Annotated in this window: 21 protein-coding genes; all 21 read left to right on the forward strand. The window is 57.2% G+C overall.

Annotation, left to right across the window (positions count from 1 at the left end):
* Positions 1 to 64 precede the first annotated feature (64 nt).
* Entirely contained in the window at positions 65 to 1,390 is a 1,326-nt protein-coding gene (locus tag HYZ49_09705; protein MBI3242552.1) for an ADP-ribosylglycohydrolase family protein, read from the forward strand.
* Positions 1,383 to 3,707 (forward strand): beta-galactosidase, encoded by a 2,325-nt coding sequence (locus HYZ49_09710; protein ID MBI3242553.1) that lies wholly within the window; start codon positions 1,383 to 1,385, stop codon positions 3,705 to 3,707. Before HYZ49_09705 ends, HYZ49_09710 begins: the two co-directional genes overlap by 8 nt.
* Positions 3,708 to 3,815: 108 nt before the next feature.
* Positions 3,816 to 5,501, forward strand: a complete 1,686-nt coding sequence (locus HYZ49_09715; protein MBI3242554.1) for a sensor histidine kinase — start codon at positions 3,816 to 3,818, stop codon at positions 5,499 to 5,501.
* Entirely contained in the window at positions 5,491 to 6,156 is a 666-nt protein-coding gene (locus HYZ49_09720; protein MBI3242555.1) for a response regulator transcription factor, read from the forward strand. Before HYZ49_09715 ends, HYZ49_09720 begins: the two co-directional genes overlap by 11 nt.
* Before the next feature lie 21 nt (positions 6,157 to 6,177).
* On the forward strand, positions 6,178 to 9,642 hold the full coding sequence (locus HYZ49_09725; protein MBI3242556.1) for a PAS domain S-box protein: 3,465 nt from the start codon (positions 6,178 to 6,180) through the stop codon (positions 9,640 to 9,642).
* A gap of 219 nt (positions 9,643 to 9,861) precedes the next feature.
* Complete coding sequence (locus tag HYZ49_09730; GenBank protein ID MBI3242557.1) at positions 9,862 to 10,194, forward strand: winged helix-turn-helix transcriptional regulator; 333 nt, start codon at positions 9,862 to 9,864, stop codon at positions 10,192 to 10,194.
* A 66-nt stretch (positions 10,195 to 10,260) separates the two neighbouring features.
* The gene (locus HYZ49_09735) at positions 10,261 to 10,500 is read left to right on the forward strand and encodes a sulfurtransferase TusA family protein (GenBank protein MBI3242558.1); all 240 of its coding nucleotides are present in this window, start codon (positions 10,261 to 10,263) and stop codon (positions 10,498 to 10,500) included.
* 30 nt (positions 10,501 to 10,530) lie between these two features.
* Positions 10,531 to 11,052: a DsrE/DsrF/DrsH-like family protein gene (locus HYZ49_09740; protein ID MBI3242559.1), complete on the forward strand. Its 522-nt coding sequence runs from the start codon at positions 10,531 to 10,533 to the stop codon at positions 11,050 to 11,052.
* Between the two features lie 89 nt (positions 11,053 to 11,141).
* A complete protein-coding gene (locus tag HYZ49_09745) occupies positions 11,142 to 11,525 on the forward strand; it encodes a DsrE family protein (protein MBI3242560.1) in 384 nt (127 codons plus the stop codon).
* Positions 11,526 to 11,583: 58 nt separating this feature from the next.
* Entirely contained in the window at positions 11,584 to 12,273 is a 690-nt protein-coding gene (locus HYZ49_09750) for a 4Fe-4S dicluster domain-containing protein (protein ID MBI3242561.1), read from the forward strand.
* 50 nt (positions 12,274 to 12,323) lie between these two features.
* Positions 12,324 to 13,529: a heterodisulfide reductase subunit B gene (locus HYZ49_09755; GenBank protein MBI3242562.1), complete on the forward strand. Its 1,206-nt coding sequence runs from the start codon at positions 12,324 to 12,326 to the stop codon at positions 13,527 to 13,529.
* A 79-nt stretch (positions 13,530 to 13,608) separates the two neighbouring features.
* Complete coding sequence (locus HYZ49_09760) at positions 13,609 to 14,676, forward strand: CoB--CoM heterodisulfide reductase iron-sulfur subunit A family protein (GenBank protein MBI3242563.1); 1,068 nt, start codon at positions 13,609 to 13,611, stop codon at positions 14,674 to 14,676.
* Between the two features lie 127 nt (positions 14,677 to 14,803).
* Entirely contained in the window at positions 14,804 to 15,562 is a 759-nt protein-coding gene (locus tag HYZ49_09765; protein MBI3242564.1) for a hypothetical protein, read from the forward strand.
* Between the two features lie 48 nt (positions 15,563 to 15,610).
* Positions 15,611 to 16,921 carry a (Fe-S)-binding protein gene (locus HYZ49_09770; GenBank protein MBI3242565.1) on the forward strand — a complete coding sequence of 437 codons (1,311 nt, stop codon included), beginning with the start codon at positions 15,611 to 15,613 and terminating at the stop codon, positions 16,919 to 16,921.
* Positions 16,922 to 17,005: 84 nt separating this feature from the next.
* A complete protein-coding gene (locus HYZ49_09775) occupies positions 17,006 to 17,773 on the forward strand; it encodes an electron transfer flavoprotein subunit beta (GenBank protein ID MBI3242566.1) in 768 nt (255 codons plus the stop codon).
* Between the two features lie 73 nt (positions 17,774 to 17,846).
* A complete protein-coding gene (locus tag HYZ49_09780; protein ID MBI3242567.1) occupies positions 17,847 to 18,809 on the forward strand; it encodes an electron transfer flavoprotein subunit alpha/FixB family protein in 963 nt (320 codons plus the stop codon).
* A gap of 68 nt (positions 18,810 to 18,877) precedes the next feature.
* Positions 18,878 to 20,929, forward strand: a complete 2,052-nt coding sequence (locus HYZ49_09785; protein MBI3242568.1) for a (Fe-S)-binding protein — start codon at positions 18,878 to 18,880, stop codon at positions 20,927 to 20,929.
* A 30-nt stretch (positions 20,930 to 20,959) separates the two neighbouring features.
* Entirely contained in the window at positions 20,960 to 21,481 is a 522-nt protein-coding gene (locus HYZ49_09790) for a hypothetical protein (protein ID MBI3242569.1), read from the forward strand.
* A 193-nt stretch (positions 21,482 to 21,674) separates the two neighbouring features.
* Positions 21,675 to 22,130: a hypothetical protein gene (locus HYZ49_09795; protein ID MBI3242570.1), complete on the forward strand. Its 456-nt coding sequence runs from the start codon at positions 21,675 to 21,677 to the stop codon at positions 22,128 to 22,130.
* Positions 22,131 to 22,191: 61 nt separating this feature from the next.
* Entirely contained in the window at positions 22,192 to 22,482 is a 291-nt protein-coding gene (locus tag HYZ49_09800; GenBank protein MBI3242571.1) for a hypothetical protein, read from the forward strand.
* A 43-nt stretch (positions 22,483 to 22,525) separates the two neighbouring features.
* A complete protein-coding gene (gcvH, locus tag HYZ49_09805) occupies positions 22,526 to 22,966 on the forward strand; it encodes a glycine cleavage system protein GcvH (protein MBI3242572.1) in 441 nt (146 codons plus the stop codon).
* Positions 22,967 to 23,029: the final 63 nt, after the last annotated feature.

Consider the following 23,029-nt stretch of genomic DNA (forward strand, 5'->3'; position numbering starts at 1 on the left):
CCGGCGACTCAGCCACTCCCATGGGCAGTATCAATGGAACTCATATCTGTAGAGGACACATACGATGGCGTACCCGGACGAATCAAAGCTCAGGCATCTCCTTGAGCAACTTCACTTGTACAGTCACCTTAAACATGATTACGGCGCTCCAGGTATTGAGGCCTTGTTGACGAAAGCCGAACAAGCCCTTCAGGCCACTCTGGAAGAACTGCAAACTTTGCCGGTAAATGCAGAACTGGCCCAACAGGAGCCAAACCATCTGGCCGGCATTCGACAATTGCGACCAAATGGACCGCGCCGTCTTTGGGATAGCATTGATCACGCGGTCTACCGGGAGAAACTGGAAGGAGCCTTGTTAGGCCGCATGGCCGGCTGTATTTTAGGCGTTCCGGTGGAAGGTTGTTCGCCCAGCTTCATGGAAAATCTTGCCAGAGAGAACGAAGACCCTTTTCCACCGGCCGATTACTGGAAATATGTTCCCCAGCCCTTTGAGTTGCACAATGAGCGCAGCCCGCGAGAGGCTTACACTCGTACGAAGATGAATGGCGTGCCCGTTGACGATGACCTCGTCTACACGTTGTTAGGTCTATTCATCGTTGAAGCGTGTGGGCCGGACTTTAGCACAGAGGAGGTGGGAAAAGCCTGGTTGAACTATTTGCCCCTTGCTTATACGGCGGAAGAAATCACCTTGAGAAATCTCAAAGCGGGTATTCCGGCCCTGGAAGCTGGCGCCTTCCAAAATCCCTTTACCGAATGGATTGGCGCGGATATTCGCGCCGACCCGTGGGGTTACATGGCGCCCGGCTATCCGGAACTGGCCGCGGAAATGGCATACCGCGATGCCTACCTGAGTCATCGTCGGCAGGGGATTTATGGAGAAATGTTTTTTTCAGCCGCGATCGCGGCCGCGTTTCAGGTGAAAGACCCGCTCGAGGCCATTCAAATTGGGTTGACCGAGATTCCGGCAGACTGTCAATTGGCACGGCATGTCTGTTGGGCTTTAGCCGAAGCCCCTCACATCACCAACTACCGGCAGGCGCGTCAGGCGGTAGAACACCGTTTTGCTGGCATGTCGGGCGCCCATACGCTCAATAATGCGTGCTTGACTATCTTTGGGCTGGCTATTGGTAAGACGGATTTCAGCCGGGTCATTGGCGAAACCGTGGCGATGGGAATGGATAATGACTGCACGGCGGCCACGGCGGGGAGTATTGTTGGGGCGATTGTCGGGAAAGCCGGAATACCTCAACACTGGTATCAGAACTTCAACAATAGCATTCATACCTATATGATTGGAACGCCCCGGCTTGCAATCACTGATGTTATTGAACGATTTACCGAACAGACAACGCAGGTCTATTGCAGACACAAAGGAAAGCAAAATGAATAGATTTTATGCAGAAAGCGGTCAGTTCTGGCTAAATGATCAACCCCAGTTAATTCAGGCGGGAGAATTTCATTATTTCCGAACGCCTCAGGATCAATGGCGTCATCGCCTGAGCTTGTTGAAAGCCGCCGGTTTTAACACCGTAGCGTCATACATTCCTTGGCTGTGGCATCAACTGGACGAGGGCGTGTCGGACTTTGACGGCCACAGCCATCCGATGAGGAATTTAGCGGGCTTCCTTGATTTAGCTGCCGAAATGGGCTTATTCATCATTGCCCGGCCAGGCCCCTACATTATGGCCGAAACCATCAATGAAGGAATTCCGCCGTGGGTTTTTAGTAAATATCCGCAGGTAGCTTTTATCGGTCAGGATCAAAAAATTCAAAATATCGCCAGCTACCTGCACCCCGATTTTTTAGCGTGCGTGACAAAATGGTATCAGGCGATCTTTGAAGTGCTGACTCCGCGTCAGATTGCCCGTGATGGAAAGATCATCATGATCCAATTGGATAATGAGATGGGTATGCTGCAGTGGGTTAGAAACATCATGGATACGAATCCCGACACGATATTCAGGTTTGCGGCACATTTATCCAATGCCTATGGTAAACACCTCCCTGACCGATACCCGACCAGCGATTTGGCGGGCTTTTTGCGGGAAGGTATCTTGAATCCCGGCGAACCCCATGCCGGAAAAATTGTCGAAGATTACCGGCGCTTTTACCGGGATTATCTGCATGAATACGCATCCTTTTTATGGTCGGAGGCGAAATCGAACGGGTTAGACGTTTTACCGGTGATCAATATTCATGGTTTTGCGAATGGCGGGAAGACTTTCCCCATCGGGTTGTCTCAGTTGGTTGCGGTGATGGGCATGGATGGGATGGTCAGCGCTACCGATGTTTATCCGGGATTCATCGGCGAAGGCAATTTTCACCAGTTGTTGTTGGTCAATGAAATGACAAAGGCTTTGCAGAATAAACAGCAGGCGCTTTTTTCAGTAGAATTTCAGGCTGGCGGAAATAATGATTTTAGCAACGGCCAGTCTTCGCTGTGTGATTTGCACAGCCGGTTATGTATCTCCTCAGGCATGCGCGCTATAAACCATTACCTTTTTTGTGACGGCGAAAATGATCCAATTCTAAGCCCGGTAAAACGCCACGACTGGGGACATCCTGTTCGTAAAGATGGCACGTTGCGGAAGCACTATTTCCGCTATCCGAAGCTGTCAAAGGCGTTGGATTCCTATGGGTCTGATTTGATCCTGTCACAGTCCAAAACGGTTGCGACCATTGGTTTTTTGCTTGATTACTTTATGACGGAAGTCAACAATGCCTTCACCCAGGAAGCCGCCAGCATCATCACACACCAGCGGGATGTAATTTTATTTGACATGATTGCAAGAGGCTTGTCACTGACACACCGGCCTTTCGGCGCAGTGGAACTTAGCAGTTGCGACCTTGATGTTTTACAGACGCCGGTATGCTGGGCGATGATGGAGAAACAGTGTAATGCCGATACGCAGCGGAAATTGGTGGGTTACATTAATCAGGGCGGAAAATTGATCTTGGCAGGGCGGATGTGCATTGAGGATTTTAACCACGCCGAGTGCACAATTCTAAAAGATGCTATCGGTATCAAACAAATTAATAGTGACTTGCCGTTTGTTTCAGATTCCATCAGCGCTTTTAATTATCACGACGTTCCAGTTTCGTTTTTGGAAACATACGCCGGTGAATTTGCTGAAGTCTTTGCAACGCGCGAAAATGGGGATGTCGCAGGATTTATTAAAATGATGGGCAAAGGAAAGGTCATGATGTTCGGCGCAGCAATGGCCGCGAATACCCTGGATGATTTGGATATTGTTCATCAGATGGCAATGAAGATGGGTTGCCCGTCTCTTTTTAAACTAGGCAACTGGGCGGATGTCCGCCTCAGCCGCGGAGAACATGGCAGTTTTCTATTTATTAATAATTATCAGGATGATCCGGTTGAAACGACGGTTGAATATGAAAAAGAAATCATGTTCGGCGGAAACTCTGTGCATCTTCCGGCACGAAGAGGGTCAATCCTTCCGATTGATTGGCGGCTAAGTAAAGATGTAATGATTCATTATGCAACTTCAGAGCTTGTCGAAATAACCGATGACGGATCAATGATAATTCTTAAAACGGAACAAGATGAATTTTTCGCTGAAATCACCCTTTCGGGCTATAGCTGTGATCATTCAATAATAATCAAGAAGTCTGCCGAGACACAGCGCATAAAGATGCATGGCAAAGAAGGTGTGATTGTGCTAAGAAAGGATGGTAAATTCTGATTTAGCTCAGAACAGGCGCCGACCGACACTACGTTGCTGTTTTGTTGACTCTTCAGGACGACGGTATCATAATTATCCTCGTTGACCCATGATCCGGCGAAGGCTCACATGACGTCTGCGCGCGAACCCCTCAATACCCGCCAGGTTTTCAGGCTACTCATTCTCTACCGATGGTTTAGTCTGATCCCGGCCGCTCTACTGCTGGCTACAAGCCAAAATGCCATTCCTCTTTCCCTTTTGAGCATCACCCTGGCCGCGGCCGCCTTTGTCAATCTTGCCATCACCTTGTTTGCCGCCCGATTGAATGCTTTGCTTCGGCGCCGGCCCTGGTTGTTGGCTTTCGATTTGCTCTTCTGCTTCGCGTTGGTTGTCCTCACCGATGGTTGGAACACGCGATACTATCTGTACACTTTCAGCCCGCTGTTAGCCGCCGCCTTCTTCTTTCAACTGCGCGGCGCGATGCTCGGCGCGGCAGGGATGGCGGGCCTGTTCTTGCTGGCCGGAATCGGCCAGACCGGCACGGGCCTGACCTGGCTCAAACTGGCCGAGCAATTGACCGGATACTTTGTTATCGCCGGGACCTTTGGCTATGCCACAACGCTTCTGGCCCGATATACGAATTCTCTCACTGAACTCGATCAGGCTCATCGCGACCTCGAAGTAATTCACGAACTCACCCTCTCGCTACAAAGCGCAGCCGACGTGGTGGAAGTGGAAGAAAGAGTGCTAGTGGCCGTGACCAATGACTTGGGTTTCCCGCGGGCTACAATTGCTCTCGTGGATCAGCAAGAGCATGTGCTGACCGCCTGGCTGGGAAGGGCGCTCGACGGGCAGGCCATGTTTGTCGGCGGCTTGCCACACCCGATCCAATTGCGCCTCGCGCCCGATTCGGGAATGATTGCGCAAAGCCTGCTCGATGGTCAAGTCCGGCTGTCCGCCAAGAGCCGGCTCACATCAAATGAGCAGGTGAACACCTATCTGGGAGCTGATTCTTATCACGTCTTTCCCTTGTTATTGCGCGAGCACCCGGTTGGCGTTTTATTGGTGACCGCCTCGGATGGTGAAGAAGCGTCTCGTTTGCGCTCCCTACAAGCTATTGCCAATCAGGCCGCAGTGGCGGTGGGCACTACAATGTTGTGTATTGACCGGGCGCAACGGCTCGCCGTGCAAGATGAGCGCATCCGCATTGCCAGAGAGATTCATGATAGCGTCTCTCAATCGCTGTTCGGCATCACCTATTCGCTTGATGCTTGCGTGAAGCTCCTGCCACAGGAGCCGGACACTGTAAAGAATGAGCTGGCCGGTTTGTTGAGTTTCGCCCAGACCACACGCGATGAGGTGCGACAATCCATCCTCGACATCTGGCCGTCGGAATTGACCGCCGAACGGTTTGCTCAGGACTTGCGCCGCTATCTGGCCGGAATCTGCCGCGTGAGTGAGTTGGCTGTAGCGATTGAAATTCGCGGCGACTTTAGCCTCATCCCGCCACGCGCCAGGCGAAATTTGTATCGTATTGCCCAGGAGGCGCTGACCAACATCGTCCGACATGCCGCGGCGACCGAGGCGCGAGTTTGTCTCGAAGCTGGGCAAGGGCAGGCGATGCTGACGGTTCGTGACAATGGTCGCGGATTTGATCCTGCGCTGGCGATGGCGCGCGAAATTGATCGCGAGCGGTTTGGCCTGCTCGGAATCGGTGAACGTGTCGCGTCGCTCGGTGGAACCACTGACATTCTCTCCCAACCTGGGGCAGGCGCGACGATAGTGGTTAGCGTTCCCTTTGCCAATGGCCGGTAATTCAAGCCCCACCGTCATTCGCCTTCTCATTGCAGACGATCACGAAATTGTGCGCCGGGGACTGGCTATGGTACTCCGGCTGGAACCGGGCTTTGAGCTTATCGGTGAAGCGCGTGACGGCGCCGAAGCCGTCCAAAAGGCGCGTGACTTATGCCCTGACGTATTACTGCTCGACTTTAAGATGCCGGCGCTGACCGGCGATGTGGTAGCTCACCAGGTTCGCGCGCACTGTCCAAACACCCGCATTCTGATTCTGAGTGGGGCTGAAATAGACGAGGCGGTGCTGAACGCCATTGAAACGGTGGACGGCTACGTGGTCAAGGATATCGGCCCGGACGAATTGGCCCGCGCCATCCGCCACGTGGCGGCGGGCGGGCGATACGTCCACGCGGCGGTGACGACAGCTTTGCAGGAGCGCCTGGGCGCGCAATTGAGCCTTCCTACCAGCCTGCGCGTCCCACTGTCTCCCCGCGAATTGGAAGTGTTGCGTTTGATGGCAACGGCGGCCACGTACCGGGAAATCGGCCAGAAGCTATTCATCTCTGAAGAAACCGTCCGGTCTCACGCCAAAAACATCCTCGCCAAACTTGATCAACCCAATCGCACCCAGGCAGTAGTGGCCGCGGTGAAGCTGGGGCTGATTACCCTCGAGTAAGACAGGAATATTTCATTCAAAATGCCGCCATCCAAGTCCAAGCCAGGCCGCTTACTGATCGTTGACGACGAAGTTGAACTGGTGATGGCTTTGTGCGAGATACTGACCAGGCAGGGCTACGAGGCGGTGGGGTTAGCCTCGGGCCGGGAGGCATTGCAGGCGCTGAAGGAACAGGAATTCGATCTGCTCCTGGCCGACTTGATGATACCCGACCTGGATGGCATCGCGCTGTTGCGGGCGGGGTTGGAAACGGACCCGCACCTGGTGGGCATCATCATGACCGGGCAAGGCACGGTGCCGACCGCCGTGGAGGCGATGAAGATCGGGGCCTTCGATTACCTCTTGAAACCGTTCAAGTTCAACGCCGTCCTGCCCGTTTTGGCCCGCGCTATGGACGTGCGCCGCCTGCGCTTGGAAAACGTGCAGTTGCGCGAGACGGCAACAGTTTACGAACTGATCCAGACGATTGCGTTTACGCTGGACTCGGGGGCGATTTTAAACAAAGTGGCCGAGGTCGCGCTTCGGCAGTGCGAAGCGGATGAGGTTTCCATCATGCTCCCCACCGAGGCGGGCGACGAGTTGTACGTAGCCGTCGCGCGCGGCGAGCGCGCCGAACACATTGTAGGGAAACGCGCGCCGCTGGAGCAGGGCGTTGCCGGTTGGGTGGCGCGCTACCGCGAACTGCTCGCCTTGCCCGGCGAGGTGCGCGACTCGCGCTTCGCGCCGCTCTATCCGCGCCCCGACATCGGCTTTGCCGTTTCGATGCCGATGATAGCGGGCAACCGATTCGTCGGCGTCTTGAACGCCAACACGACCCGCCGCCGCCCCTTCACTTCCGGCCAGGTGAAAGCGTTGACCATTCTGACCGGGGCGGCTTCGGCGGCGCTGGAAGCCGCCCGCCTCTATGAACAAGCCCGACGGGTGGAAGAAAAAGAACGGCTGATTTTGGAGAACGTGGATGAAGTCGTTTACATGATCGGAATAAGCGACGATCCATTTCGGGGGACAACCCAATTTGTCAGCCCGCGCGTCAAAAACATTATTGGCTATCGGGCGGAAGAGTTTTTGAATGACCCCGGCTTGTGGGCCAGGCTGATTCACCCGGACGATATTTCCACTATAGGGTCGCAGACTCAAGCGATCTATGCCAGCGGACAGAGCGGCACGCGGGAATATCGGGTGCGGCATAAAACGACCGGCGAATACCACTGGATGGAAGACCGGGTGACGCCCCTGTACGACGCGGCGGGCAAAGTGATGAGCGTTTTTGGCGTCGCCCGCGACATCACCGAACGCAAACGGATGGAAGCAGAGCGCACAGGACTTTTGAATATGCTGGAATCCAGCCTGAACGAGATTTACTTGTTCAACGCCGAGACCCTGCGCTTTCAGTATGTCAACGCCGGCGCGCTTCGCAACCTGGGCTATTCGCGCGCCGCCATCGAGACAATGACGCCGCTGGATCTGAAGCCTGAATTCGACGACGCCTCTTTCCGAAACCTGCTGGCGCCTTTGCTCAACCACGAAAGAGAACTGCTGATTTTTCAAACCGTTCACCGCCGCGCCGATGCCAGCCTCTATCCCGTTGAAGCGCATTTGCAACTGGTTGAGCAGAATGGCGCGCAGATGTTTCTGGCGATCATTCTCGACATCACCGAGCGCAAACAGGCCGAGGTAATCCTGAAGAAACTCTCCAGCGCCGTCGAACAAACGGCGGACAACGTCTTCATTTGCAATCGGGACGGCGTCATCGAATACGTGAACCCGGCCTTTGAGCAACTGACCGGATATACCCAGGCCGAAGCCATTGGCCAAACACCGCGGCTCCTCAAGTCGGGCCAGCACGCCTCCCGGTTCTTCGAAAAACTCTGGGACACCATCCTCGCCGGATGCGTTTTCCGGGCCACCTTCATTAACCGCAAGAAGAGCGGCGAGTTGTATTACGAAGAAAAGACCATCACCCCCCTGAGGGACGATCATAGCAACATCACCCATTTCGTCTCGACCGGCAAAGACGTCACCGAACGCATGCGGGCGGAGGCGGCGCTGGAGAAGAGTGAGGCGGAGTTGCGCGCCCTGTTTGCCGCCATGCCCGATGTTGTTGTCGTCTACGACCGGCAGGGACGCTATCTCAAAATTGCGCCGACCAACACCTCGCTCCTGTACAAACCGCCTGGCGAGATGATCGGGAAAACATTGCCCGAAGTCTTGCCTGCCCCCCAAGCCAATCTGCTCCTTGAACACATTCAGCGTGCTTTAGACACGCAGCAGACCGTCATGCTTGACTATAGCCTGAGCTTGTGGGGCCAGGAAACTTGGTTTGCCGGGGCCGTTTCCCCCATGCCGGGGGAGGCGGCGATCCTGGTAGCGCGTGACATCACCGAACGCAAGTGGCGTGAGCGCGAACTCGAAGTCATCGTCGGCGTGAGCGCCGCCCTGCGCGCCGCCCCGACTCGGAGCGCGATGTTGCCGATCATCCTCGGCCAACTGTTAGAGTTGTTCAAGGTGGATGGCGCGGCGCTGGCAATGCTTGATCCTTCTACGGGGGAGATGGTGATAGAACTGGGGCAGGGGAGTTGGGTGGCCTGGAAGGGCGAGCGCCTCCCGATGGGTGAGGGCGTGAGCGGGCGCGCTATTGCCACTCGTCAGCCCTACGTGAACAACGACATGCGATCCGATCCGCTCTTCGCCCGGCCTGACTTGCTTGCCGGTTCAAACGCCGTGGCCTGCGCCCCACTCATGGTTGAGGAATGGGCCATCGGCACCCTGTGGATAGGACGTGGCCGCGCCCCAGGTCCGGCGCTCTACTCGGAGATCACCTCTGAGGAACTGCGCCTGCTCACCGCCATTGCCGACATGGCGGCCAATGCTATCCACCGGGCCACGCTACACGAGCAAACCCTGCGTTACGCGGCGGATTTGGCTCTGGCCTACGATACCACCATCGAAGGCTGGTCACGGGCGCTCGACTTGCGCGATAAAGAGACCGAAGGCCACACCCTGCGCGTCACCGAGATGGTCTTGCGTTTGGCGCGCGCAATGGGCATCTTCAGTGAAGAACAGTTGTTGCACATCCGCCGGGGCGCGCTCCTGCACGACATCGGGAAGATGGGCATCCCTGACCCTATTTTGCTCAAGCCCGGCTCGCTCACCGATGAAGAATGGGTGATCATGCGCAAACACCCCGGCTACGCCCACGACTTGCTCTCGCCGATTGTATACCTGCACCCGGCGCTGGACATCCCGTATTGCCACCACGAAAAGTGGGACGGCACGGGCTACCCGCGCGGGTTGAAAGGCGAGGCCATTCCTCTGGCGGCGCGCCTCTTTGCGGTGGTGGATGTGTGGGACGCCCTGCGCTCCGACCGCCCCTATCGCCCCGCCTGGCCGGAAGAGAAGGCGCGCGAGCATATTCAGTCACTGGCAGGAATGCACTTCGATCCGAAGGTGATCGAGGCGTTCTTGTCAATGTCAAACGACATGTGAACGCTAAACTCCAGATTGGCGCGCCAAACCGATGGGGTGGCAGTTCAACTGCCGCCCGAACCAGCGGTCATCCCATCACTTTGGCGCACTAACAACTCCAGCGGCTAATCTTGTAGCAAACCCCCCTTTAGGGTGATGAAGTCACGCGGCTTTGAGGCTACAATGCCTGCGTCTATTCGTTTATTCGTCAAAACATATATTTCAGTGCAGACTCTGCCTATGCAAACCACCCTCCGGCGCGAAGTCCATCAACTCCATGCTGAAATCTGCCAGGCGCTCTCCGACCCCAGCCGGATTCTGATTCTGTATGAGTTGCGCGACGGCCCGCGCAACGTCAGTGAGTTGGCGGAAAGCTTGGGCCTGAGCCAGCCCACCGTATCGCGCCACCTGAAAGTCTTGCGTGATCGCCGGATGGCGCTGGCCCAACGCGAGGGAACGAACGTTTACTACACCCTGGCCGATGCGCGGGTGATCGAAGCCCTCAACCTTCTGCGCGAAGTGCTGGCCGGAATTTTGGAAGAGCGGACGGCGCTGGTTGAAGAATTGGGATAGCGCGTTTCTGGGCTTGTGAGTCCGAGACGCGCTTTTATTTTATTGCTCCAGGAAAGGAAGACACTGATGACAGCGCTACAAGAGGATAAACTTCTCGATTGCTCCGGGATGTTGTGCCCGGTTCCCGTCATCAAGACATCGAAAGCGATCAAAGAGATTCAGATCGGCCAGGTGCTCAAGATGATCTCGACCGACCCCGGCGCGCCGCCAGACATGGAAGCCTGGGCCCGCCAGACCGGGAACGAATTGCTGGACTCACACCAGGAAGACAAGAAATACATCTTCTACTTCCGGCGCATGAAGTAACGTATCGCCTAAATGCCATAGGAGGCTTCAATGTCTAAATCCGATCCGAATGCACCCAAACGCCTGGCGCTGATTGCCAGCAAGGGCACGCTCGACTGGGCCTATCCGCCTTACATCCTCGCCAGCGCCGGGGCGGCCATGGGCTGGGATGTCGCTATTTTTCACACCTTCTACGGCCTGACTCTGCTGTTGAAGGAGATCAAGGCTGAAGTGACGCCGCTGGGCAACCCGGCCATGCCAATGACCATGCCGTTTGGCCCCGAAGCCTTTCAAAAAATTGACTGGCCGATTCCAACGGCGATGATGGCTACTCCCGGCTTCAGCAGTCTCGCCACCGGCATGATGAAAAAACTGTTCAAAGATAAAGGCGTGGCCTCCGTCCCCGAAATGCGCGCCATGTGCGTGGAGGCCGGCGTCAACATGATCGCCTGCCAGATGACGATGAGCGTCTTTGGCTTCGAGAAGGACGACTTCATTCCGGAATGTACCGTCGGCGGCGCGGGTATGTTCTTAGATTATGCCGCCGACGCCGACGTGCAACTGTTCATTTAGTAACAGCCATTAGGCCAATAACGAGCGAGGGTTGATCACGCTCCGCCTCGCGGAGACGAATTAATCTTGCCTGAAGCCGGAGGGCCGCTGTGGACGACGAGACTAAGAAAATCCTTTATGTGCAAACGCATGGCGTGGACATGCCTGAACGTTCAGCTACGCCTTTTTACCTGGCGGCGGCCGGGGCGGCCATGGACGCCGACGTGGGCATCTACTTTACGATGAATGGCCCGACTCTCTTGCAGAAGGGCGTGCCGGAAACATTGGTCGTCCCCAAAAAAGGCGGCGGCGGACGTGAACTGGCTTACTTCATCAAACAGGCCCTCGACTGCGGCGTAACTTTATATGTCTGCCAGCCCTCACTCGATTTGCACGCGCTCAAATTGGATGACCTGATTGACGGCGTGAAGATGATCGGCGGCGCGGCCTTCAACGACATGGCGCTGAATGCGGATGCGGTGATTGCGTTCTGATTCTCCAATTCTCTAATCCTCAAAGAGATTGGAGAACTGGAGAATTGGAGAATTGACAATGGGACTCTTTGCCGACAAATACCCCGACGTTGCCTACAAAGAAAAACTGCGTCTGTGGGAAGAAGTGAAAGCCGACGTGCGCTTCCCGTCCGTGCTGTACGGGTGTTACGAGTGCGGCATCTGCGTGGCCGCCTGCCCCTCGGCCCGGTTCTACGACTTCTCGCCGCGCAAAATCGCCCAGGCGGCGGCGCGCGAGGACATCGAGTTGATCTACGAGCAGATGAATGACGACGTGTGGAACTGCTCGCAGTGCTTTTCGTGCAACCGTTGCCCGCGCCAGAACTCGCCCGGCGGGTTGATCACCGTTTTGCGAGAAGTGGCGGTGAAGAACGGACTCAAGTCGGCCAAGCAGGCCCTCGAAGGTTACTCGCGCATCATCTACAAGATCATGGGCACTGGCACCCAGGTTTCGCCCGACATGCTCCAGCCCGACGCCTTTCCCGACTGGGGGCCGCAGGTGCGTGACGTGTCCGCCGAACTCGACGTATGGCGGCGGGCCTTGCCCCCCGAAACCTTGCACACCACTTCCACCGGCTGGCAGGTGGACGACAAGACCATCATCGAGCTTTACCTCATCTGGCACAACACCGGGGTGATGGACATGATCGCCGAAGTGGATGAGGGCCTGCATATGATCTTGAATGACGTGATGGAAGAAAAACTTGAAGAGGCAGGGTACGAAGTGTAGCGAATGGCAGATAGTCATCAGCTATCAGCCATCTGCCACAGGAGGCGACTATGACAGCCACAACCGGTTTTATCCCTTACGACGCCGTCAACACTAAGTCTTCGCGCAAGTTTGAGCGCGCCGCCGAATATGCGCCCGAAGATTTCCACAAGCACGTCTTCGAGTTGGAGGCAGAGGGCGAGTGGATCGTCCAGCGCGTGCCGGAGCCTTACGTCGAAGTGATGACGAAGTACGGGCGCACGAAGAAGATTCCGCTCGAACTGACCTGGCACCACAAGTCGTGCGGCCAGTGCGGCCATATCCCCGGCTACTCGACGGCTATCTTCTGGCTGAATCGGAAACTGAACTTCAAATACATTGACCCGACCGACCAGACTTCCTGCACGGCGTGGAATTATTACGCTTCGGCCACTTCCAACGCGGCGGCCCAGGCCGGCGTCGCCATGCGCAACTTCGCGGCGGCCTACGAGACCGGCTACTACCCGCTCATCCACTGCGGCACGTCTTACGGCCACTACAAAGAAGTGCGCGAGGAGATGGTGCATCATCCCGAGATCCGGCACCAAGTGCGCGACGTGATGAAGAAACTCGGCAAGCCGCTCGTCATGCCGGAGGAAATCGTTCACTACTCCGAGTGGATCCACGCGGTCCGTGACCGCATCGCCGCTCTACAGACGCGCGATTTTTCCAGCATCGCCGTCACTGTGCACCCGGCCTGCCATTATTACAAGCTGGTGCAGGAGGACGCCATCTACGACCCCGACATTTACGGAGGACAGCGCACAGCCACTGTCTCGGCGCTGATCGTTGCGTTGGGCGCGGAGGTGCGCGACTACTCGACCTGGTTCGACTGCTGTGGCTTCGGCTTCCGGCACATCCTCGTCCAGCGCGACTTCACCCGCTCCTTCGCCACCCGGCGCAAAATCGAAGTGATGAAGGAAGAAGCCAACCCCGATGTTGTCATCACACATGATACCGGTTGTGTGACCACACTCGACAAGAGCCAGTTCGTGGGCCAGGCGCACGGTCTCAACGTCGGCGTCCCCGTCATGTCCGACGCCCAGTTTGCGGCGCTGGCGATGGGCGCGCATCCTTACCGCGTCTGCCAACTGCACTGGCACTCCACCGATTACAAACCCTTGCTCGAAAAGATGAACATTGATCACGAAAAGGCCTGGGCGGAATTTCAGGAAGACTTGAAGAAGTTGAAGAGCGGCGAGAAGGAATATCTTACCTGGGAAGACGTTGACGCTTGATAGTTATCAGTGGACTGTGATCAGTAACCTGGAATTGCATTGACCACTGACCCACTGTTCACTGATTACTGGAGGTCAAATGGCATCAGACACAGTTCTCATCATTGGCGGCGGCCCGGCGGGGCTGGAGGCGGCCCGACTGGTGGGCGATTTGGGCGCGAAGGCGGTCGTCATAGAAAAACGCGATCACCTGGGCGGCACGCCCATTGCCGAAAATTATGCGGCGCTCACCCACGGCTTCCGCGACGCGGAAGAGGCGATGGACGAAATGATGCGCGGCGTCACCCATCACCCCAACGTCGAAGCGCGGCTCGGCTGGGAAGTGGCGGCCTCGGAGGGGAACGCGGGCGATTTTAAAGTGACGGTCGCCAAGTCCGGCAACGGCGCGAGCGAGGTGCTCAACGCCGGGGCCGTCATCATCGCCACCGGCTTCCAACATTTCGATCCGGGCCGCGAGACGCAGATGTACGGCTACTACGAGTACGACGATGTGATCACTCTGGCCGACGCCGAGCACATGCTCAAGCATCACAAGTTCGTCAAGCCGTCCAACGGCCAAGCGCCGGAGCGGGTGTGCTTCATTCAATGCGTCGGTTCGCGCGACCGCCAGATCGGCAACGAGTATTGCTCAAAGGTGTGCTGTGGCATCTCGTCGAAACAGGCCATTGAAATTCGACAGCAAGTGCCGGGCGCAAAAGTTTTCATCTTCTACATTGACATGCGGATGTACGGCTATTGGGAAAATGAGATTTACTGGCCGGCGCAGGAGAAATACCACGTTCAATACGTAAAGGGCATCATCACCGAGATCATTCGCAAGGGCGACCGCCTGCTGGTGCGCGGCGAGGACACGACGATGGGCCGCCCGATGGAAGTGCCGATGGACATTGTGGTGTTGGCCGTCGGCATGGAGCCGAGCCGGGGCACGAAGGACGTGGCCCAGATTTTCGGCCTCAAGCAAAACAAATATAAATTTATTGAAGTGCCGCACGATGCGCTCGATCCGACCGCCACTTCGGTTCCCGGAATTTTTGTGGCCGGGGCCGCCGCCGGCCCGAAAGACCTCGACGACTCAATCGGGATGGCTGGAGCGGCGGCGGCAAAAGCAGTGGCGTTGGTAAGGCGGCTGGCAAAAGTCACCGCTTGACTTCAAACTTTAGGTTTATTGTGGCCGGTCAAAATAAGATTCGTCAATCAAGGTTTGAAGTTTGAATTTTGGAGTTTGAGATTTGTCCACAGGACAAGTAGTTGACACCGAAACCGCCCAGGAGTTCATGGCCCAGGCTCTCGAAAAGGTGGAGCGGGCTGAACTGGGCGATATTGTGGCCGAGCTTGAGAAGAAGAGCGCGCGCTTTCGATCTTTGCTGGCGCCAGAGGTCGTAACCGACCTCACCCGCGAGCAGTTGCGTTTCATTTTGCGCTCCGTCTTTGCTACACGCCGCAAAGCCGACGCCATTATTGACGTGATGGGCGTGGAGGGCTTGTGCAACTCGTTCGCCTACCTGCTCTACGACCCGGCCCCAGTGCAAAAACGTTTCCAGGGATTTGTAGATTGCCTCTCCGGTTACTGGGGCGATGTGCGATTGGCCCGCAAGGCACTGCCCGGAAAAGAAGGCAAGGCCGACCTGCCCGAAAACGTCCTCTGTGACTTGGCTTCAGAGTTGTTGCACTTCACCGGCCCAGACGATCGCTGGCTTTGGACGCGCTGGATGTGGGATCCACGGCTGGGCACGGGCGCACTGCCGCTGGTGACGATGGAAGAGTACGACTTGCATGGGCGGGACGCGGGCGAGACGTACATGAAAGTCGGTGTGGGCGTTGCCTTTGTGCAGGCCACCGGCGAGGCCGCCGGGTTCGCCAACTTTGGCGTGAGCAAAAGCCCTTTTGGAATTGATGTTTTCCTCGCGTGCGTGTACGCCGTTTACATGTACACCACTCTGCGAATACGAATGACACAGGAATTCAACAAGGTTGTGCCGCAGTTGCCCGAACTTTCGCGGCGGCTGTTGGGTGTTTGGAAAACAGAGAATTAGAGGATTGGAGAATTCTCTAATTCTCCAATCCTCTCATATGGAGGCGCAATGGCTGTCGGCCTTGATAAAGTAAAACCCGAAAACATCAAAGAAGAAAAACACCTCGTCGTGCAGGGCATGGACATTTCCGGCCACTGGAACCGGATGTTCGAGCAGAGGGTGATCTGGGATTACGACGTTGAGCAGTTGGAAAAGGTCGCCGCCCTGCCCGGCGGCGAGTCGCTCAACTGGTGCTACGGGTGCGCCAAATGCACCGCCGTCTGCCCGGTGGACATCGTCGGCGACTACTCGCCGCGTAAGATTCACCGCAAGACGCAGATGGGCATTGACCTGTTCAATTCCCCTGACCTCTGGCTTTGCACGACTTGCATGAACTGCCTGCGCGTGTGCCCCAAAGAAGTGAACATGATCCAGATAATGCCCGCCGTGCGCGAACAGGCGGGGCGGGAAGGCACGACCGTGCCGCCCGAACTGCAAAAGGCCTTCGAGGACACGGCCAAACACGGCAACCCGCTCGGCCAGCCGCAACGAAAACGGGCGGACTGGGTGAAGAAGGCGGGCGCCCCGGTGCCGATCATGAAAGACCTCAAGCGCCCGGTGGACATCCTGTGGTACGTCGGCTCCTATCCCTCTTATCATCCGCGTGGCATTGACGCCGCCTGCGCCGCCGCCCGCATCTTCAACGCTCTGGGCGTTGACTTCGGCATCCTCGGCCTAGAAGAGAAAGACGACGGCGACTCACAGAGGCTGGCGGGCGAGAAGGGCCTGTTCGAGATGCTGGCCGAGCAGAACATCGCCACCTTTGGCAAATACGAATTCAACCGTATGGTGGTGACCGGCCCGCACGAGTTCAACGCCTTCAAGAATGAGTATCCGAAATATGGCGCGGATTTCAAAGTGTTGCATTACACGCGCTTCCTCGTCGAGCATCTCGACAAACTCAAGCTGATGTTGAAGAAGCCGCTCAACCCTTCGACAGGCTCAGGTCGCGGCCTGAAAGTGACCTTTCACGATCCGTGCTACCTCGGGCGGCACAACGGCGAATACGACGCGCCGCGCGAACTATTGCGCGCCATCCCCGGTATTGAACTGGTGGAGATGGGCCGGTGCCGCGAGAACGGTTACTGTTGCGGCGGCGGCGGCGGCGGCATGTGGCTCGACTCGTTCACCAAAGAGCACACGACGATGCGCCTCTCCGAGCGCCGCGTCCGCGAAGCCGTCGAATACGGCGCAGACGTGCTGGCTGTGTGCTGTCCATTCGAAGTCTCGCGTTTTGAAGACGCCGCCAAGAGCACCGGCAACGACAAGTTGATGGTGCGGGATATTCTGGAATTATTAGATGAATCCATGCGAGGGTAGTTGGGTGGTTTGGCGGTTGGGTTGTTGGGGCGAACCACCCAACCACCTAACAACCTAACCCCATTATTTCAGTGGAGCGATAAAGTGAATATCGTCGTCCCCATCAAACAAATCCCCAATCTCACCGACGAACTGGAAATCAACGGCGACGGAACCGGCCTCGATCACGACGCGCTTCAGTACGTGCTGAATGAGTTTGACGAGCACGCGATTGAGGAGGCAGTGCTGGCCAAAGAGAGCGCGGGCGGCGCGGTGACCGTCGTCGGCGTGGACACGACCGGCGAACTCGACGGGGCGCTTCACACCGCCCTGGCCAAAGGCGCAGACAAGGCCGCCAAGATCACCGGCGACTTCCCGCGCGGCACCGACTCCCACACCCAGGCCAGGCTTCTCGCCGAAGCCATCAAAGACATGTCGCCCGACATCGTGCTGACCGGCGTGCAGGCCGCTGACGACCGCGACGGGCAAATTGGCCCGATGATCGCGGCCCACTTGGGGATGCCCTACGTTGGCGTTGTGACCGGCGTCACCGTGTCAGGCGGCAAAGCTGTGGTTCACAAGGAATATGCAGGCGGCGTCATGGCCGAGTTTGAAGTGTCACTGCCGATGGTCGTCGGCGTGCAGGCCGCGCACCAGCCGCCGCGTTACGCCCCGGTGAGCAAAATTCGCCAGATTGCCAAGACGGCGAAGATTGACGAGATCGCCGGCGGCGAGGTTGCAGGCGCGGGTTCGACCGTCCGCCGCATGTTCAAACCCGAAGCCGCCGGGCATGCCGAGATGTGGGATGGCTCACCCGAAGAAGTGGCGGAGAAGATTGTGGCGATGATCAAAGAGAAGGGGCTTTTGAAATAACTGTTCCGTATTGCGTATTCCGTAGCGCGTATCTACGCATACGGAATACGCAATACGCACTACGTGACCGGCTATGGCAAACGACATTTTTATTCTCGCAGAACATCTCAACGGCAAGCTGGCCGACATCACTTTCGAGATGACGGGCAAGGCCAAAGAGTTGGCCGCCGCCTTTGGCGGCCAGGCCGTCGCCGTGTTGCTGGGCAGTGGCGCAAAGTCGCTGGCCGAGTCCATCGGCGCCGACACGGTTTTGTATGTGGACGATTCCACGCTGGCCGAATTCAATCCTGAAGCCTACAGCCGCGTATTGGCCGCGATGATCAAAGAGCGCGGCCCGCGAGTGGTGATGATGGGCAACACCTCGGTGGGCATGGATTTGGGAGCAGGACTGTCGGTGATGGCCGGCCTGCCGCTCATCGCCTACGTCAACGGTTTGGCCGCCGACGGCGGCATGTTCGTCGCCACCTCGCAAATTTACGGCGGCAAGATTCAGGCCGAGGCCGTGCCTGATGGCGAAGCCTGCATCGTCTCCTGCCTCGCAGGCGCGTTCCCTGCGGACGCGGGTCGCGGCTCCGCTCCGGTTGAGCAAATCGCCTCCCCGGTTCCGCTCGACGACTTGAAAGTGAAGTTCGTCAAACTCATCCAGCCCGAGGGCGGCGACGTGGACATCACCCAGCAACCGATCCTGGTCTCGATTGGGCGCGGCATCGGCGGGCAGGAGAACATCGAACTGGCGCAGGAACTCGCTGAGGCGCTGGGCGCGGCGGTGTCGGCTTCCCGCCCGATCACCGACGCCGGCTGGTTGCCGAAGACGCGGCAGGTCGGCAAGTCCGGCCTCACGGTGAAGCCCAAAGTCTATCTTGCATTCGGCATCTCCGGTGCGCCCGAACACCTCGAAGGCATGCGCGGCGCAGAATTGATCATCGCCGTCAACACCGATCCCAAAGCGCCCATCTTCGACGTGGCCCACTACGGCGCGACCTGCGACATGCTGGACTTGCTTCCGGCGTTGACCGAGAAAGTAAAAGGCGGGTGACGTTTGTCGGTTGACGTTTGATTTATGCCGCGTCAGCCGTCAAACGACAAACGTCAGTTAAAAACGTCATGCTGACTCTTGTCGAAAAGATCATCTTCTTCCTCATGGCCGCCGTCTTCGGCGGTTTCACTGCCTGGGGCTTCTACAACATCTACCGCATCGTGCGGCGCGGGCGTCCAATCTCCAATTCTCCACGCGAAGCGTCTAATCTCCAATCTTTCATCCCTCAAGCTATCAAAGCCTTGCTTGAAGTCGGCCTGCAAAAGCCGATCTACAAATCGCGCCCTATCCTCACCACCTTTCACGCCCTCATCTTCTTCGGCTTCTCGTATTACTTCCTGGTCAACGTCAACGACGTGTTGGAAGGCTTCATCTCCGACTACTCCACCGCCGAAATTTCCGCCTTCCCCCTCGGCCTGTTGAACCTGGCCGGCGATTTGTTGAGCATCGGCGTTTTGGTCGGCGTCGTCGCCTTCCTCGTCCGCCGTTTCATTGCCAAAGACAAGCGGCTCGACTACAACAAGGATGTATTGTTGTACGCCCCGGTCAAAGCGGGCGGTATCAAACGCGACTCGCTCATCGTCGGCGGCTTCATCCTGTTTCACGTCGGCTCGCGTTTCATGGGGCAGACCTTCCGCCTGGCCGAGATGCAGGTCTTCAATCCAATGCAGCCGTTTGCCAGCGCCCTGTCGCTCGCCCTGCGCGGCTGGCCCGACTACACGGCGGCGATTCACACGACGTGGTGGCTGGCCATCGGCCTCATCGTCGTCTTCCTTCCCTACTTCATCATCAGCAAGCACATTCACATCATGGTCGCGCCGGTCAATCTGGCATTGGCAAAACAGGGTGAGCGTGGCCATCTCGACCCTTCGGCAAGCTCAGGGTTGCCCGGCGCGGGCGCATTGAGTGATCTCGCCTGGCCGCGCCTGCTCGACGCTTACGCCTGCATCATGTGCAATCGCTGTCAGGACGTTTGCCCGGCGCACAATTCACTGCGACCTCTGAGTCCCTCGGCGCTGGAGATCAACAAACGCTACTGGCTCAACGCTAATTTCACCGCCTTCGCCGGGGGTGCCGCCTCGCCGCCCCTCACCGAATTCGCCATCAGCCCTGACGCAGTGTGGGCCTGCACCACCTGTTATGCCTGCGTGCGCGTCTGCCCGGTCGGCAACGAGCCAATGGCCGACATCATTGACATCCGCCGCCGGTTGGTGAACGACGGCGCGGAACTGGACAGCGGCGTGCAGTCCACGCTGGAGAAGATCGGCAAGACCGGCAACTCGTTCGGGCAGGCGGCCCGCAACCGGGCCAAGTGGACGCAGACCGGACTCGATTTCAAGATCAAAGATGTTCGCAAGGAGCAGGCCGAGTATTTGTGGTTCGTCGGCGACTATGCTTCGTTTGATGCGCGTGCCCAGGAGATCACCCGCACCGTGGCCCGCGTGCTGACCGGCGCTGGCGTGGACTTCGGCATCCTGTACGAGGCCGAGAAGAATTCCGGCAACGACGTACGGCGGGTGGGCGAGGAAGGCCTCTTCGAGCAGTTGGCCGAGCAGAACATTGCGGCCATGAGCAAAGCCAAGTTCGAGCGCGTCATCACCACCGACCCCCACACCCTCAACGCGCTCAAGAACGAGTACCCGGACTACGGCGGCAAGTGGGAGACGATTCACTACACCCGCTTGCTGGCGCAACTGATCGAGTCAGGCAAGATCAAACTCAATAAGAAACTCGACTATCGGGTGACCTTCCACGATCCGTGTTACCTCGGGCGCTACAACAAAGGCTTCAACCCGCCCCGCGCCCTGATTCAGGCGACGGGCTGTGATTTCGTGGAGATGCAACGCAACAAAGAGAACTCGTACTGCTGTGGCGCGGGCGGCGGCCAAATCTGGATGGGGACGACGCCCGAAGGCGAGCGCCCGGCGGAGAACCGCATCCGCGAAGCCCTGGCCGCCCTCGGCCACACGGCCAACGGCGCAAGCGGCAAGAAGCTCCTCTTCATCGTCGCCTGCCCGAAGGACGTGGTGATGTATACCGACGCGGTGAAGACGACGGGTAACGAGGGTAAAATTGAAGTGCGGGATGTGATTCAGTTGGTGGCGGAGGCGATGGGGTGAGGATGGCTAGGTTGCATGTTAAACGCTCCAATGAACAAAACCAAGAGCAAAACTAGAATCTCGCCCAACTCCGTCTCCCTTGCGGGCGAATTCGCGGCGTTATCACGCCTTGCTCTATGGGGCTACGATGCCAACATGACCCTGGGCCGAACGAAAAACGTGGACATTTTGGTCTCGAACCCACGCACAAACCAGTTTTATCAACTTGAAGTGAAGACCAATCTGGATAGTAGAAAGCGACCGCCTGTTTCAAAATTGTTCGGACGCTTTGTGAGTGGCTGGATTATGAACAAGAAACACGAATCCATTTCAAGGCCAGAGCTCTGGTATTGTTTCGTGACATTCCGATTGGAATCAAAGATCGCGAGGTACTTCATCGTGCCCAGCGCCGTCGTCGCGCGATATGTTCTGGCGCAACATCGCTTGTGGCTGGAAATGAAAGGCAAAGACAATCCGATGCGTCTTTTTCGGATTGGATTTGCGGAAGAGAAATATAGAATCTCCACTCCAACCGCAGAACGGTATGAAGACAATTGGGAATTCAAACAGTAGCTTATGCAACCTGGCCACCGCCAGCAGGCAAATATGTTCAACGGGTGTCTCGGTTAGTAGTCAGCCAATGCTAAATTGATGAGTGCCTGATCCGCCGCAGTTGTACTGCGGCGCGGGCGGCAGTGCAACTGCCACCCATCAAAACAGGCTTGGCGGACTACTAGTCCCGCTGCCGCCACTAAAATCGACCCTTATGCCTCAAGGCCTCACTGACCTCTCTCTCGCCCTCGCCATGCGACTGCGCGACATGGCGCGGATGCTTGATCGCCTCGACCGGCTGGAGTCCGGCACCGGCGAGTGGCTGGCCGCGCAAGGTGACGGCGCGCTGCAAGAGGCCGCTGCCGACATGACCCTGCGCGCCCTGCGCGCCGCAACCGACCCGACGAACTTCGCTGTTCTTGCGTTTCTCTCGGCGCATACGTCCGCGCCCATTGCCGAACTCGAAACGGCCACCGGTCTGGGGCGGCTAGCCCTCACCGAACGGGTGAATGACCTCGTGCAGGTTGGCCTGGCCGGGCGGAATATTGACACCGATCAGGTGCAAGGCACGGCGGCGGGCGCGGCCCTCGTCGGCCTCATCCAAAGCATCTCTGAGGCCACAGCGACGAAGTTGGGAGAGGTGTTGAAACCGGTTACTAGTGAACAGTGATCAGTGATCAGTGATCAGTAAACACTGTTTACTGATCACTGTTCACTGATAACTTTTTACAATGAAGTGTCCTCACTGTGACTTCGCCGACACCCGCATGAAGCTCCACCGCCACCTGGCCGAGGCGCATTTGGATTTGGTGGCGACCGAGCACGACGAGGAGACGGGGAAGATGAAATATATCGTCGCCTGCCCGGTGTGCGGCTTGAAATACCAGCACGCCGTCAAGCCGCGCTACAAAGACCCGCGCTTCCTCGAAGAGTTCAAAAGCGAGATTGCGCTGGTGGCGTTTGATCAATTGTTGTATCACCTGACGGAGAAGCATCCTGAGACTGGAGAAGCAGAGAATTAGAGAATTCTCTACTCCTCCAATTCTCTATTTCACAGAGGCAATCATGGCGATCTGTAACAACTGCAACATCCCCGACGACCTCTACTATTGGGTAGAGAAACACACCTGGTGCCGGCGCGAAGCCGATGGAACCGTCGTCGTTGGCATCACCGACGTGGCCCAATTTCTCGCCAAGTCCATCATCTCGGCCACGGCGAAAGAGGCGGGCAAGCCGGTGAAGAAGGGCAAGAGCGCGGGCACGGTGGAGAGCGGCAAGTGGGTGGGGCCGGTCACCGCGCCCGTCAACGGCGCCATCACCGAAGTCAACGCCGCACTTAAAGCCAGGCCGGGCCTGCTCAACTCTGATCCTTATGGCGAAGGCTGGTTTGTCAAAATCAAGCCCGACAACTGGGAGGCGGACTCGGCTGATCTGGTCACAGGTGCAACAGGCATTGCGGCTTATCAGAAGTTTTTGGACGAGCAGGGGATAGACTGTCTCAAATGAACAATGAACAATGACACAATGAACAACGTGCGCTTCTCATTGTTCATTGTTCATTCCCTCATT

The organism is Chloroflexota bacterium (assembly GCA_016197225.1).
Lineage (GTDB): Bacteria > Chloroflexota > Anaerolineae > Anaerolineales > VGOW01 > VGOW01.